Consider the following 14,551-nt stretch of genomic DNA (forward strand, 5'->3'; position numbering starts at 1 on the left):
GTAAATGAACAAAAATAAGACACTATTGGCTCTTGCCTTCGTCATTCTGGCAGTTGCGCCGATGAGTATAATTCTCATCGGTGAGCAGTCGAATGCATACGTGAGCATGAGCGATGACTCGGCCAGAGTATGGGGGGAGGGGTTCACCACCAACGGCAACGGAACGCTCCACGTAATATTGAAGAATAATGACGAATTCAACAATTCTGAACAGATAACGCTATCCGTCCATGATAAAACAATAGACGGCCCCGTACTTGCGACCAGTTCACCGGTAATAGTGCCTGCCGGCGGCACCTATGAAGTACAGATCAGTTTCAATATCGGCTCTGCCGGAGAACACAGTCTGGCAGTGACCGGTGAACCTGCAAATCAATTCCCTGTCGACGGTCAGGGTAACCATGCCAACTTCATCTCTACGGTATCGGTGACTGTAAAGGAATCTATTCTCAGCAAGCCGACAACGTACATAGCGATCGCAGTGGTTGCCATCTTGATAGCCATCGCCGTCTTCATGCATATGCGCAACACGCCTGCGAAGAAACCGGACACAACATTCACTGAACTTGAAGAACAGAAGAGGGCTTCAAAAGGTGGAGCGGACAGCGCTCCGAAGACATCTGCGACGGAAAAGAAAAGATACGATAAAGCTTCTACAACAGAACCGCCCAAGGCCACGCCCAAAGAAAAAGCAAAGCCTGCTGCGGAAGAGAAGAAGTCTCCAAAGGAGAAGACTCAGCCCAAAGAGAGCACAAAACCTGCTCAGGAAGAGAAGAAAGCGACCACTTTCACCGAGCTTGAGAAGGAAAAATCCAGCAAGAAGGACGCAGTAACCAACAAGGAGTCCTCCTCTTCCGAAGAGCCGAAGAAGCTCAAGTACGTGAGCTCCAGAAGGAAATAAACACTGCCTTGAGCGCACGGGGATGTGCGCTCCGGCATATTCACTTTTTTCAAAGTTTCAATTTCGGATCCTTAAGGTCGATGAGAGCCACCTCTCTCCTGTCCATAAAGAACCCTATCTTTTTGTGAAGCATTATCGATGGGGCGTTCCCCGTCTGCAGCATGCTGTGAGCCGCCTCGGCGCCCATCTCCCGACCATTTTTCAGAACTTCCCTTAACAGTTTGTATCCGATCGCATTCCTTCTTACATATGGGTGTACGCCCATGTTCTCGATCCAAACAAGTTTGTTCACATCAAAGATGTGCTCCAGCATTTTTGCGAATATGAAGCCGTATATCTCTCCGTCCTCTTCGGCGACAAAGCTTAATCCGCTCTCTAAATATGAAGCAAAATGATTCCTGCTGCTTGCACCGAGGTTGTCCTTCCATTCTTTGGGGAGATCCTCCCACTTATTCTCGATAGTATCCGCAAAATACTCTTTTATGCATGATATCTCAAGCGCTCTTACCTTCTCTATATCTTTCAGTTTTAACTGGCGGATCTCCATTACATCTCCTCCGGACAATCTATACCGAGGGTCTCCAGAACATTCCTCAGGACGGTCCTGGTACATTCGACCAGAGTAAGCCTCGGATCTCTGTTCTCGTCGGAAGCGAGTACCGGCACCATCGCATAGAACTGGTTGAACGCCGACGCGACCTCATGACCGTATGCCGGCAGAATATGAACGCGCTTCTCCTCTCCCGCTTCCCTTATCACTCTGCCGAACTTAGATAGTACCTTGATAAGCGCTTTCTCATATTCGTCGGTGAACATCGCAGGGTCTGTGCAGTGCGCATACTCTCCTGCCTTCTTCAGCATGCTGCAGGCTCTCGCATGAACATACTGGATATACGGCCCGCTGTTGCCGTCGAAGTTAAGCGCCTCGTCCCATTTGAAGACCAATTGTTTCTCCGGATGGACCCTGACGATGTTATATCTTATTGCTCCTATACCGACCTTTCTTGCTATGGCGGCCATCTCTTCTTTGGACAGGTCGCTGCGTCTTGATCTTATTTCATTCATCGCGCGGCTGACGGCCTCATCGATCAGATCGTCCAGATAGACAACGACCCCTTTCCTCGTGGACATCTTCCCTTCAGGGAGAGATACGAATGAGTAGAACATCGCCTCCGGGATCTTTTTGCTGCCCATTATCTCCAAAGCGGAACAGAGCTGCTTAGAGCCGAGCTTCTGATCCTCGCCCAGAACGTCTATCGCCTTGTCGGCCCTCTTGAATTTATCCAAATGATATGCCAGATCGCGTGTTGTGTAAAGGGTAGTCCCGTCCGACCTTGTGAAAGTGAATTTTGTGTTCTTCCCCTGTATCCCGAAGTCTTTGAGGTCTATGTACCAGGCACCGTCCTCCGTCTGCCCGGAGTATTTTGATCCCTTGAGCTTATTGACAACGTCCTTCGCAGAACCGTCCAGTATGAAATCGGACTCCCATGTGTATCTGTCCATTTCGACGTTTATATCGGAAAGGGTCTCCTTGAGACCGTTGAGCATCGCCTCGGCTGTCCTTCTGACGCCGCTTATGATCTTGCTGTCGCCTGCTTCGAACTTTCTGAGCATCTCTGCAATCTGTTCTTTCACATCATCGTTCTCTTCCATCAACTTGTTGGCTTCGCGGTAATATGCAACGAGCTTATGGTCGGTCTTATCTCTTTCCTCTTCGGTGACCGACCCTTTGGGAACATTGCTGACCCCCCAGGACAGGATCACGACCTGCTTTCCTACATCGTTGACATAGTACTCGGTCTGAACATCATATCCGCATCTCTTCAAAGATCTGGCAAGCGTATCGCCGATGATGGGATTCCTGGCTCTTCCGACATGTATCGGTCCGGTGGGGTTCGTAGATGTGTGCTCGACGTTCACCTTTATGCCGTTCGACGGCATTGAACCATATGCTTCTCCCTCTGAGATTATTCCTTCAAGCGTCTCTTTGAAAAGTGCATTCTCGTCCATCATGAAGTTGATGTATCCGTTTACCGCTTTGACCGAAGATATCAGCCCTGAAGGTTTGATGTGGGCAACAAGTTTCTCTGCGATGCTCTTCGGGTCTGCCTTCAATTCTTTGGAAAAACTGAAACAAGGTACCGCCAGGTCCGCCATTTCCGAGACTTCTTTTATTATCTTCAGCTGGGATGAACCAATCTTCTTCAGAGCATTCTTTATTGCGGAATCCACTTCCTGCTCGAATCTCTGCCTGCTGTCCATGATCACCCCGTCCTGTATCTGAGAATGGCGGCGATGCCCCCGAACGCCTTTAACAGCATATCCCCTTCTTCGGAATCCCCCGATATCAGCTGCACTTTTGTGTTGTAACCTTCGGCGATCTCAAAGAAACTGTCGATCAGATCGGTCTGTTCAATGACTTTTGCGGGCTGGCTGCATTCAGGGCATAGGATCTTGTCCTCCGGATTATCCACCGTGACGACAGAACTGTGGCCCGAACCGCACTCCAACCTCACTCTGTATTTATTGAGCATTTCCGAAAGCAACAGGACGTCGATCGCGCCCGATTCCGCAGCCGTCCTTACGCTTTCCTCGCCGTATGCGGAAAGTCCCCCGTCCGGTTTCCTTATCTCTCTGAAGAGTCTCTGCATGTATTCTTTTTCGATAGTTAATTGAATATCTGTGAGGGCCTCTTTCGCATTTTCCACCAACTCCTTCAATCCGGATTCGTCTGTGTATCCCGTGTCGAAAAGTGTATTGACAACCTTCTTTCTGAGCTCGTGGTGAAGATAATCCTCCTTCACAAAAAAATCCTTGGTCGAGCCCGGGCCCCCGACCAGTATGCCCTGCAGTTCCGGCCTGTTCAGGAATACATCCGTCGCACTGTCTGCCACTTTTTTGTAGAACTCGTGTGCGGCTATCTCTATAAGCCGTTCAAAACGGACCGAGGATTGTCCTCCCTGGTGATGCTTGCTCGGAACCAGCGAATCAAAGTGCTTCAGGACTGTTATCTTACTTCCGGATAATAGTCCCAGCGTCGCTTCCTTCCTGTCGATCGTAATGAGCCCGAATGATTTTTTGTCCAGAAGCATTGCTTCCAGAGGCTCTGTGTAGAACTCCGAGTCACATCTGTATACGAAGGTGGTTATCTCTTCGGGCGGCTCGATAGTATATTGGACCATCCTCGTCTGGTCACCTGCGCGGGGGACCTCTCCGCAGAATATCGCCAATCCGTTCGGCGGCGCCGACTTATACGTTCTGAGTCTGGACATTATGGAGTCAATCGCGCTCGTAACATTCTTCATGGTCGATTTCGATTTGATGTTGGTCGCCTGCGACTGCTCCTCCCTGAGATACCCCATCACATCCGATATCAGTCTTGTACTGGGGATGTAGACCGATATCAATTCCGTACCTCTACCTCGGTATGATGTTATCTCCTGCATGGCCTTCTTGAAATCATATCTTGCCCTATCCAGAGCATTTGCGTCGCCCATTTCTTTCCACCAATAATATTTATCTCAATTGCGCATTCCTATAAAAGTATTGGCGATGAAGAAAGAAAAAGTGGTTGTGTCCATTGGCGGGTCGATCCTGATACCCGGCAATGACGATTCAAAATATATAGCAAAACTTGCCAGGATGTTAAAAGAGGCATCCGAGACCATGCAGATCGTCGTTGTCTGCGGCGGCGGGAAGATAGCCAGATATTATACCGAGACCTGCGGGGAGCTCGGCGGCACTACGTGCCAATGCGATCTGCTTGGAATAGGTGCAACGAGGCTTAACGCCCAGCTTTTGGCCACTTCCCTCGGAGATGTATCATCGATCGACATTCCGATGACCGCCGAGGCTGCCGCGGAACTATCTGCTCCCGACAACATCGTTGTGATGGGGGGGACCGAACCGGGACATACGACCGATGCGGTGGCTACCATGGTCGCCAGAGAGCTGCATGCGAAAAGAGTGGTCAACGCCACTTCCGTCAATGCCGTTTATTCCGACGATCCCAAAAAGGTCCCTTCCGCAAAAAGGTTCTCAAAACTTACGATAGGTGAACTCGGCGATCTTGTTTACAAAGAACACGGTGCCGGAAAATCAAGCGTATTCGATCCTCTGGGTATAAAGATCGCGAAGGAAGAGAAAATAGATATCCTGATCGTTGACGGAAGAGATCTGAGCGAACTCAGGAACGCTATCCTTGGTAAGAAGATAAACGGAACATACATCAATTCCCATTGATGTGTTCAAGGTTCGAAGAGGTTATCAGCTCGAATCCCGCGGATCTTATCAGCTCTGATATCCTTCTCTCTTCGGGCCCTTTCATGGACTTTCTGTGAATGTAAACGAGTTTGGTATCTGATGCGGAACAAGCATCTTTCACCATTCTGACTGTGTCCTCGTCGTCGCTTCCTTCTATTTGATAGTTCGGAAGCATATGGCCGAAGTTTATTTTGTACTCCAAAGCGACCTCTGTGAACCTCGGAGCATAGTGGCCCCCTCCCACGCCGACCGCTGTGCAGTAGTCGCGAGGCTCCATATCCAGAAGAACATCCGTGAGGATATCTGCCGCTCTTTCGTTCCCCCAATTCCTCCCATCACTTCCTATTTCAATGAAAAAAGTGGGCCTCTTCAACCAGGGTCCGTGGTGAGTGACCTCAAAACACACTTTGAAGCTTTCCAGATCATTATATCCGGCGATCCTTCTGAGTGCGTCGGTCATGAGAGCCGGATTCGCTCTGACAAGTGTCTTTTCTCTCCCGCCGAATTCGTTCTTGTGAAAATTGCCTATCGGATGTACGGTCAGTGCGGCCTCTCCGCTCGTTGCGGAATGTCTGGACATGAACACCACCTCGTCAATGGTAAGGTTGGCGTTGTCTATTCTATTATCGAGGTCCTCCAGCCGTATATGAAGGTCCGGAGTGGTCATCATTACTGTTCTTCCGTTGATGAGAAAACTATCATTTCCATGCATTCCGATGTCTTCCCAATCCCTCTTCCTGATCAGCTGGCTCTTCATATTAACGGAGGGTATATCGGTCTCGCAACAGACAAGCAGCCTCATTCTCTCGGTCATTTCGAACGTGTATCATCGGCAATGTTTGATAAGTTTTCCGATATCGGGCCTTATTGCAACGTGTGTTGCAGAACCCCGCACTGGATCAGAACATATGCTGTCGCCTTTTTTACAGTACCGAATCGCAAGCATGATATAAACCACCTTCATATTGGTGGCCGTGTCCATCGAAACCGCAACGATAAGGGAACGAACACTGCTCCACCTCAGCAGGTTCCCCCACATGAATCCAAGCGAGACGTTCAACATCCCGTTCGAACTTACTCAGGACGGCATAGCGAGAGTACTTGGGATCTCCCGCGCACATGCCTCTCTGGAGCTCAAAAAGCTGAAAGAAATAGGAATGATCGATGATTGGCGGGGCAGAGTAAAGGGCTCCGGGAACAAGAGGATCGTTTACTACCTTCTGCCTGACGGCGTAAGGGAGGCCGATCTTTTACGGAACAGGTTCGAAAAATCGGGCATCGCCGTCGAAGCTCTGCTGGATATGAAGAGATGCGACCCGGGGACAATGTGGGAGAACCTTAACCGGAAGGATAAGGAAAGCTTCGGAGTTGCATGTGTTTTCAGAATACCGATCCCAAGGAATGCCGTTCCGGAGACCACCTCTGGGGTCATACCCGTCGACCTTGAAATGAACATCAGCATAATTGATGATGTCCGCAATAAATACATCTCGCTGGCAGACCCCAATGATGTAAGATCGTGGCACGGCCGTGCGGCAGAGTGGTACATGGATCACAGAGAGGAAGAGATACAGGAAAGACTGTATCATCTGGTGAACGCCGGAAGGAGCACGGAGGCGTGCAGGTTCCTCATCAATGAAACAGAGAAGTTCCTTTTCAATCCGAACGAGGATCTGTTGGAAACGGTGAAGAAACTTGTCATTCTGCCGAAGCACACCGAAAAAATTTACAACATAAGAGCGAAGATCGCCTTGGCCTGTGAAGATACCGATGACGCAAAGATATGCGCAGATGTGCTTGCCGATTTCAAGACCAATGACGCGGATCTTATCATGGCCGAAGTGTACATGCTTTCCGGAGAGGTTGAGAAGGGATTCAAAATGGCAAAGACCATGTACGACAAGGACCCCTCGGCAAAGTCCGCGTTGATCGCCGCGCGGTGCCTGTTCAAAATGAAGAAACACGATGAGGCGGCCAGTTTCATCACATCGTCCTGCAATGCCCTTTCGGAGCAAAAAGACGCGAGCAGTATCGACGAGATACTGATACTGAGGGCGGGCATCGCATACGACCTCGGCAGGATCGATGAAACGCTGAGTTATCTGAACAAAGCGGAAAAGGTCTCCAGGAAAGAGTCGACCCAGGACAGGATAGCTTTCCTTGCGGGAAGCATAAAGGAAGGTATGAAGGTCAACTTCTACTGATCAGAATACAGTGTTCTTTTTGAGATCGTCCATATCGGAGATGTAAAGATCACGTATGTCCGTGATGTTCCATTTCAGCATAGCCAGTCTCTCAAAGCCGAATCCCCAGGCAAGCACCGGATACTTCACCCCGAATGGTTCCACGACCTCCGGTCTGAAAACTCCCGCCCCGCCGAGTTCCATCCATTTGCCGTTGAAGAACACTTCCAATTCAAGGGAGGGTTCGGTATACGGGAAGTATGCGGGCCTTATCCTGATCTGATCGAACCCCATGTTCGCGTAGAACTCTCTTATCATCGAGACAAGCATATCGAAGTTGCCGTTCTCGTCGATCACTATGCCCTCGATCTGCGTGAACTCCGGAAGATGTGTGGAATCTATCGATTCGTTCCTGAAGATCCTGGATATCGAGAACGCCTTCTGCGGCGCGTCCGGGTGCTCGGCGACATATCTGATGCTGCTTACCGTGCTGTGGGTCCTGAGCAGTGCCGCTTCTGCTTTTTCGCGGCTCCATTCTCCGCCCCATCCGGTCGACCCCGTGTCCCCGCCGTTCTCATGTATATCCCTCACTTTCTGAACAAGTGCTTCATCCTCAAGATCTATTTTATCGGGTATATCGAGATAGAATGTATCTTGAAGATCCCTCGCGGGGTGGTCCTGCGGCGTGAACAGAACGTCGAGGTTCCAGAATGCCGGCTGCACATAATCGGAAGACATCTCTACGAACCCTCTGCTGGCGAACAGCTGCCTTATCTCGTCGCCCAGTCTCGTGAGCGGGTGTTTCTTTGCGGGGGTGACGGTGGGTGCGAATGCTCCCACATCATACTTCCTGAAGTTAACGTTCTTCCATTCCCCGCTCTGAACGAGACGGTCCGTAATATCGGTGACCTCCTCTTTCAACACCAGTCCTTGTGAAATGACCCTTTTTCCGTCCTCGGTAAGCTCCATCGTCCTTTGTGTGACGATCTTATCTTTGATCAGGCCTTGTCTTCCTTTAAGGTCCTTTATGATCTTCGGGTCCGCATCCTTTTCGCTTATGGGTGATGATGCCATCTGCTCAAGGAGGACCTCATCGCTCATTTTTGACCCCAATAGGGCGGTAAGCCCGTTGGCCGTAAGAGAAACGATGTTGAATATACCGTCGTACGAAATATTGACGAGGCCTTTCCTCTTAAGCCACCCGATCGCGATCTTATCTTCGCCGTTCGGCATTTTGTCGGCGAGACCGCCCATTCCGATCTCTCCGCCGCTTTCATTGATTATCGATAGTGCGCGCCTCTCCGGCAACCCTCTCTCCAATATTCCTTTGTCGGTCAGCTCGAAATATTTTTCGGTTCTTTCCTCTATTTTAACGAGTCCCTTGAATTCAAGCCGCTTCGCGGCACCCATCACATCGACCTCAAGGTTGAATTTTCCTATTTTTATCAATTCTGCGGGAGAGGCGGCGCCATTGATTTCGCCCAGGGCGATCAACAATTTTGTCTCATTGTAACTTAAACCTTCGACAATGTCTGAGACCATGATATCACCACTTGAATCCGTCGAACGTCATGCTGTCGACCACTTCTTTCGCCTCTTCCCTCTTAGCCTGATGCTCTTCCAAGAACACATTGATCTTCTCGGTGAGCATCTGCTTGCATTCGCCGCAGAGTATCTCGCCTTTTTTACATTTATCGACGAGATCGTTCACCTTCTTGTCATCCTTCTCGAAGAGATAGAAATTATACTTGAACACGGCGCAGACCTCCGGGTTGCCGCCTTTCACCCTTTGCTCTTCGACAGAAACACAACCTCCGGTGAATGCTCTGCCGACCTTCTTCTTCACGTTCTTGGGGGAGTCTGTTGTGTAGATCGTTGCCATCTCGTCGGAAGAGGACATCTTGTCACCGCCTCCCAGACCGGGGAACATCTTACAGTAAAGCATTGTTGGTTTAGGATAGTTCAGACCGGGAGCGGCATCCCTTGCCACCCTGAAGTGCGGGTCCTGATCTATTCCGCATGGTATCAGGCAGGGTATCTGTTTCCCTGCTCTTTCCGAGGGAAGGAACGCCGGTGCAGCCTGGATCGTTGTGAAGAATATCGACCCGATGTTGGTGGAGTTATCGAACCCGAACACTGCTTTGGCGGTGGAGAACGTTACCTTTTTTGCCACTTTCAATGCGATAGGATACAGTTCCTTTATGTTCTCTGTATCGAGTATGATCTTTGTCTTTTCCGGGTCGAATCCCAGTGCGACAAAGTCCAACGCGTTCTCGTATGCCAGCGCCCTTGTGTCTTTTAACGTAAGGTCTTTGAAAAGGAACTTCTCGTCGTCCGTCATCTGGAACAGCATGTCCGCTTCGAATACATCTTGGACCCATTTATTGAATATCCACGGCATAATATGTCCCAAGTGGGTGTGCCCGGACGGACCCCTTCCCGTGTACAAGAAGAACTTATTCCCTTTGTCATAGTCGTCCAGAAGCTTTCCGAAGTCCCTGTGGGTATAGAATATCCCCCTTTTCAGCATCGGGTGGATCTCACCGTATTTAGCGATCCTTTTCATCAGTGCATCATCGATGGGCGTGGTGCCGAACCTCTGCATAAGGACCTCATAATCTATGTCCCCGGTTACCTCCCACGGTGTGACCTTGAAATCGTCTGCCATATCTGACCGTATGGTGGAAGTAGAGCATTATCTTTAATCTTTCTTAGGAAGGATGATCTTTTTACGGTCACTTGTGGGAATAAGATAATGGTATATCAGAGGTATTTGCCGAGACCCAGTTGTTCCATCCAGTATTTGAGGTATGTTACCTTCTCATACGTTACCCACGCACGGACCGTCATACCGTTGGAAAGGTTTACCTTACCGCCCTTGGAATCCTGTATATAATCGGCATCGAAACTCACTTTGACCCTGAAGTATGCACCACCCTCTTGGGTGATGGCATCACTTGAGATGCTCTCCACCGTACCGTTAATAGATCCATATTCTGTCTGTGCCAGTCCATCAATTGTGAAGTTACACTCCTGACCCACGTCTATCAACGCTCTCTGCGCCGCTGTTATGTACAGGTCAACATATCGATCGGCAATGGGGTTGCTTACGCTCCCGATCATACTCCCGGCCTGCAACGTCATACCTGTCTTTATGAAATTAAAATGCCGGCAAGGTATGTCGAGCTGTCGGAAGACTAGATGGAATATAAAGGTGGATTCTTTTGGATACCGATTTGCGCTGCGATATCTGCAGCATGCACAGTTGTGGGCGTAGTAGCTACAGTCGCTAATGCGGCAGGGTTAATTTCAGATAAAACTGCTAACTCCATACAGGCGGTTACAACCGTTGTCGGTGTCGCAACGGGTATTGCAAGTGGCGTTGGTACGCTTTGGACATCCACGGCAACAACGGCCACCAAAGTATTGGCAAAGGCTACATACAACGTTGCAGTTAGTCCTGGAGTGAACATCGTAACATATCCACTCACTTAAATTACATAAACATCTTTTTTATTTTTGATAACATGAAAAGAACAAAAAAAGTATGGATAGCAACAATCGCTGTGTGCCTTTCAATCTCTCTGTTTGGCATATTTGAGAGGAACAGATATGTTTTGATCTCTGCCTCTGTTCTGTTCTTCATGCTGTCTTCATATATTTTAACCAATAATGTCAATGACGATCTGAACAAAAATAGAGCAACAGCTGCATTTTATTCAGTCTATGTTCCCGGGGCGGGACACTTCTACCTCCGCCAATATCGGAGCGGTTCACTGTTTCTTACTGCTTATGTCCTGCTGATTGGTAATTTCTCTTTACTCGCAGTATTTCCCTCAGACAGTAATGCAATAGCCGTATTTTCCTCATTTTTTGCACTATTATTGAGTATGTTCGCTCTTTCAATAATAGATACGGAATATGCGTGCAATAGCCTCGGTATGCCATACAGTGGAAACCCATATGAGGTTAAAATCGAAAAATATTCTCGCGCCTACGCTTCATCAGTATTATTCCCATTTGCAATTGTGATAGCAGTATTTCTTGGGACCACATTACTAAAAATAAACATTAATACGGATGTTTGGTTGGTGATTTTTGTTCTGTGGGCAATTGCATTAGCAATTAGCATTACATGGATCATAAAGAGAAGAAATGTTACGACCGAATAAGTTAAAAAGAATACTGATTCAAAGGTTATGATTTCACGACCCCTGCAATTCGAAACTTCGTGCCAAGCGCATCTAATCCTTTTCTGACTTTTTATTCGTAGTTCTGGAAACAGATTTTGTTATCTCACGGCCGTAGAATGAGCATATGCTTGCAATGCAAGCGGCTCCGCAGTCGGAAGAATCGTGTTGCTGTATGTGAGGGAACTTCACACAAAACAATAGAGTAAACGAAATAAAACAATATGTGAATATCCGGCATAATGGAGATAAGCATTATAGGACTCATGAAGAGCGCGCACATAGCAACATTGGGTATGCTTGTCCTTTTTATTGTAGTAATCCCGCCATTTACAATGGCTATACCGACCGTCGCTTTCGCGATGATTGGGTTTGCGTGGATGATGTTTGTTCATTTCCTGATGAATTTTCCTATTATATCGGAAAAAGAAATGCTTCTATATTCGGAATCGGAGTCCGAAGAGTTCATAAATCTAAAGCTAAAAGCAACAGTCAAATTATTGGTCATTGGAACCGTTCTCACAGTCTTGCTTTTTATAGTATTTTCAAGCATTGCTTATATTGACACTGAATCGGCAATACCTCGTATCGATGCGGTTAGTGCTTTTGTGCTATTCTCTGCAACCTTTATGCCGTTCATTCCCGCAACACTTTCTTTGATGAGTGCGTCATACACTTATGACGCAAAGAATATGGGGATATTGACCATATTCTTGGTCGTTTTATTATGGGTATTGGTTGTGGTGCCACTACTTAACTCTGGCCTGATGTCTGACAGCTTCATACCGGAAGTGCCGTCTTTGAACACATTCTCATATGTGATAGTTGGGGTCGCAGTTATGGTCGTGTCAATATTACTATCAACCATACTGTTAAAAAACATCAAGAGGGCTTTCAAGATACATGTTTTTGAATATGGATATCATCTCTAATCGATATCCCTTGCTCAATGAGTAAATTAAAAACATCCACAAATACAGCGTCGATCACTGTCGCAGACAAGATCTTGCCGTCGAATCCACTGTTGTGGAGGTTCAAATACAGCAAAGGTCGTTTCAATACTTGCTGGCCCCGACAGGAAGTAAATAAAAAGGGCTCTTGCTGAAAGTGAGTGGTGTCGGGGCATTATCAATCTTTCTGAAAATATCTATCTCAGACCGCATCCGCAATGAGTCCTTCCTTTTTATTGTGGAACCTTCTGAAAACAAAAAGATATACCCATACCGCGGCGATGAACATCAATGCACCTGTGATCAGGAGCACTGTCGGTATCCCGAATGCGGCTGACACCTGTCCGCCGAAGACCGCGCCTCCGAATATTCCCAGATACTGCGCCGACATAGTGAATCCGAATATCCTGCCCACATGTGCCTCCGGCGTGATCTTCCTGACCAAAGTTATCACTGCGGGAGTGAGCCCCCCTAAGGTTATGCCAAGCAGGAATCTCCATCCCATCAATTCCCATGGCGTATGAACAAATGCCTGCGGGATGAAGAACAGCCCGGCAGTTATCAAAGAGACCAACAGGACCTTGTGCGCACCTCTTCTGTCGGAGATCCTTCCAAGCCACGATGCGGAGATCACATTCCCCACGCCGGAAGCGGAGAAGGCCAACCCGGATATAAGTGCCAGATGTGTAAGATCAACGGTCATGTCCTTGATATATATCGTGATTATCGGCTCGATCGAGTACAGTCCCAGCATTATCACAAAGAATGTCACGCACAATACCGCTGTAAGCCTCTTCTCGGGAATGACCTTCCACACTTCCTTCATCTTTTCGTTCTTCTTTTCCGGCGGAACGAAATTCTCCTTTACAAAGAACAATGTCAGCAGGAATGCGATGAACATGAACGACCCCGTGATAAAGAACACCGGCGGCAGCCCGAATGTATCGCCGATGAAACCGCCGATTATCGGACCGAGCAGCGAGCCTGCCACATTCGAGGTGGCCAGCGTGCCCAGGGCGAATCCCGCATTCCCTTTGTCGACCTGAGTTGCGATCAGCGTATTGCATGCTGTGATGTACCCAGAGATGGTCCCCAAAAGCACCCTCAGGAGTATCAGCACGGTCACATTAGGCGCGAATCCCATCAGGGCCACCACGACAGCCATTCCGAGACTTGCGCGGAGAAGCATCGGCTTTCTTCCGTATTTGTCTGCCGCACTCCCCCATATCGGAGAGAATATCGCCGCGACAACGAAGGTCACACCGAATGCGATACCGGAGAGCTGATTTATCATTCCGTCGCCTGTGACACCCAGCTCTGTTATGTAAAGCGGCAGGATCGGAGCGATCTGGCTCATCCCGATACCGGTTGCGAACATACCCACCCAGCAAACTATCAGATTCCTTTTCCATAACGGCATCTGACCCTTTGCAGAGGGTATATCCGATCTTGCATCTTCTTTTCTTTTTGTGCTGAGCATCTATAAACTTCGCTGTCCTCGGTCGAGTGCTGCCGGCAGAGTATGCTAAGCCGGCGTTGCCAGCATGCTAATATCGAGAGAAAATAAATAACCGATGCATACGGAACCGCTTTAATCTTTGAGTTCAATGTGGTCATCATGTGGAAGATACTCGGCATGGATGCGATCTACATCGACATACCTTATGCCACCAAGAACAGGCTTATGGAGCTGGCCGGTGACGGTGACAAAGAGAAGAAATTCAAAGAGTTCATGGAACAGTCCGAGATAATGTTCCTTATCAACGGCGAAACAGAGGAGAGTTCATTTTTCATCACCGTCCCGGACGAACTGACCCCCGATGACATACAGCTTATGGCCGATGTGATCTTGGAGATAGCTAAGACCATCGAATTCCCATTCATATCCGCATCAGACCGGGAGCAGAGGTATAAGGTGATCATCAACAACAACAAAGAGCCGGAACTGATAGGTCTTAACAAGACCCCGGGAATGTCCTCTGTCGAAGTGTTCAAACCCATCATCAGAGCTCTGGACGGCAGAGGCAGAGCGAACGCGGAACCGAGAGGCCATTACAAGTGAGA

At 48.5% G+C, this 14,551-nt stretch carries 15 protein-coding genes; 6 read left to right on the plus strand and 9 right to left on the minus strand.

Going from position 1 to position 14,551, the window contains the following annotated elements; translation table 11 throughout:
- Nucleotides 1-4 precede the first annotated feature (4 nt).
- Nucleotides 5-901 (plus strand): hypothetical protein, encoded by an 897-nt coding sequence (locus tag Mpt1_RS04535; protein WP_048112598.1) that lies wholly within the window; start codon nt 5-7, stop codon nt 899-901.
- A gap of 49 nt (nt 902-950) precedes the next feature.
- On the opposite strand, the gene Mpt1_RS04540 is transcribed toward Mpt1_RS04535, so the two are convergent.
- From Mpt1_RS04540 to prf1, 3 genes are read right to left on the minus strand one after another with little or no spacing between them, the layout of a single operon-like run.
- Entirely contained in the window at nt 951-1,448 is a 498-nt protein-coding gene (locus tag Mpt1_RS04540; RefSeq protein WP_048112600.1) for a GNAT family N-acetyltransferase, read from the minus strand.
- A complete protein-coding gene (gene argS, locus Mpt1_RS04545; protein ID WP_048112602.1) occupies nt 1,448-3,163 on the minus strand; it encodes an arginine--tRNA ligase in 1,716 nt (571 codons plus the stop codon). The genes Mpt1_RS04540 and argS overlap by 1 nt, the downstream gene beginning before the upstream one ends.
- Before the next feature lie 2 nt (nt 3,164-3,165).
- Nucleotides 3,166-4,398: a peptide chain release factor aRF-1 gene (prf1, locus tag Mpt1_RS04550; RefSeq protein ID WP_048112604.1), complete on the minus strand. Its 1,233-nt coding sequence runs from the start codon at nt 4,396-4,398 to the stop codon at nt 3,166-3,168.
- Nucleotides 4,399-4,453: 55 nt separating this feature from the next.
- Between prf1 and pyrH the strand changes: the two genes are divergently transcribed.
- On the plus strand, nt 4,454-5,143 hold the full coding sequence (gene pyrH, locus Mpt1_RS04555) for a UMP kinase (protein WP_048112607.1): 690 nt from the start codon (nt 4,454-4,456) through the stop codon (nt 5,141-5,143).
- Here pyrH and Mpt1_RS04560 read toward each other — a convergent pair.
- The gene (locus Mpt1_RS04560) at nt 5,130-5,978 is read right to left on the minus strand and encodes a D-aminoacyl-tRNA deacylase (protein ID WP_238603095.1); all 849 of its coding nucleotides are present in this window, start codon (nt 5,976-5,978) and stop codon (nt 5,130-5,132) included. The two genes, pyrH and Mpt1_RS04560, sit on opposite strands and share 14 nt — an antisense overlap.
- Before the next feature lie 160 nt (nt 5,979-6,138).
- Between Mpt1_RS04560 and Mpt1_RS04565 the strand changes: the two genes are divergently transcribed.
- Nucleotides 6,139-7,368 carry a CDC27 family protein gene (locus Mpt1_RS04565; RefSeq protein ID WP_148305838.1) on the plus strand — a complete coding sequence of 410 codons (1,230 nt, stop codon included), beginning with the start codon at nt 6,139-6,141 and terminating at the stop codon, nt 7,366-7,368.
- On the opposite strand, the gene pheS is transcribed toward Mpt1_RS04565, so the two are convergent.
- The 3 genes from pheS to Mpt1_RS04580 all read right to left on the minus strand — a co-directional run bounded on the left by pheS (nt 7,369) and on the right by Mpt1_RS04580 (nt 10,491).
- The gene (pheS, locus tag Mpt1_RS04570) at nt 7,369-8,889 is read right to left on the minus strand and encodes a phenylalanine--tRNA ligase subunit alpha (RefSeq protein WP_048112610.1); all 1,521 of its coding nucleotides are present in this window, start codon (nt 8,887-8,889) and stop codon (nt 7,369-7,371) included.
- A gap of 4 nt (nt 8,890-8,893) precedes the next feature.
- Nucleotides 8,894-10,015 carry a tryptophan--tRNA ligase gene (locus Mpt1_RS04575; protein WP_048112612.1) on the minus strand — a complete coding sequence of 374 codons (1,122 nt, stop codon included), beginning with the start codon at nt 10,013-10,015 and terminating at the stop codon, nt 8,894-8,896.
- Nucleotides 10,016-10,110: 95 nt separating this feature from the next.
- Nucleotides 10,111-10,491, minus strand: a complete 381-nt coding sequence (locus Mpt1_RS04580; RefSeq protein WP_048112614.1) for an HlyD family efflux transporter periplasmic adaptor subunit — start codon at nt 10,489-10,491, stop codon at nt 10,111-10,113.
- Between the two features lie 383 nt (nt 10,492-10,874).
- Here Mpt1_RS04580 and Mpt1_RS04590 point away from each other — a divergent pair, with 383 nt between their 5' ends.
- The gene (locus Mpt1_RS04590) at nt 10,875-11,519 is read left to right on the plus strand and encodes a hypothetical protein (RefSeq protein ID WP_148305840.1); all 645 of its coding nucleotides are present in this window, start codon (nt 10,875-10,877) and stop codon (nt 11,517-11,519) included.
- 72 nt (nt 11,520-11,591) lie between these two features.
- On the opposite strand, the gene Mpt1_RS07920 is transcribed toward Mpt1_RS04590, so the two are convergent.
- Complete coding sequence (locus tag Mpt1_RS07920) at nt 11,592-11,729, minus strand: cysteine peptidase family C39 domain-containing protein (RefSeq protein ID WP_158386761.1); 138 nt, start codon at nt 11,727-11,729, stop codon at nt 11,592-11,594.
- A gap of 50 nt (nt 11,730-11,779) precedes the next feature.
- On the opposite strand from Mpt1_RS07920, the gene Mpt1_RS04595 reads away from it, so the two are divergent.
- On the plus strand, nt 11,780-12,469 hold the full coding sequence (locus Mpt1_RS04595) for a hypothetical protein (RefSeq protein ID WP_048112621.1): 690 nt from the start codon (nt 11,780-11,782) through the stop codon (nt 12,467-12,469).
- 220 nt (nt 12,470-12,689) lie between these two features.
- Here the strand turns inward: Mpt1_RS04595 and Mpt1_RS04600 are convergent, their stop codons facing one another.
- Nucleotides 12,690-13,907, minus strand: a complete 1,218-nt coding sequence (locus Mpt1_RS04600; RefSeq protein WP_048113856.1) for a multidrug efflux MFS transporter — start codon at nt 13,905-13,907, stop codon at nt 12,690-12,692.
- A gap of 198 nt (nt 13,908-14,105) precedes the next feature.
- On the opposite strand from Mpt1_RS04600, the gene Mpt1_RS04605 reads away from it, so the two are divergent.
- On the plus strand, nt 14,106-14,549 hold the full coding sequence (locus tag Mpt1_RS04605) for a hypothetical protein (RefSeq protein WP_048112623.1): 444 nt from the start codon (nt 14,106-14,108) through the stop codon (nt 14,547-14,549).
- Nucleotides 14,550-14,551: the final 2 nt, after the last annotated feature.

Source organism: Candidatus Methanoplasma termitum, from assembly GCF_000800805.1.
GTDB classification, from domain to species: domain Archaea; phylum Thermoplasmatota; class Thermoplasmata; order Methanomassiliicoccales; family Methanomethylophilaceae; genus Methanoplasma; species Methanoplasma termitum.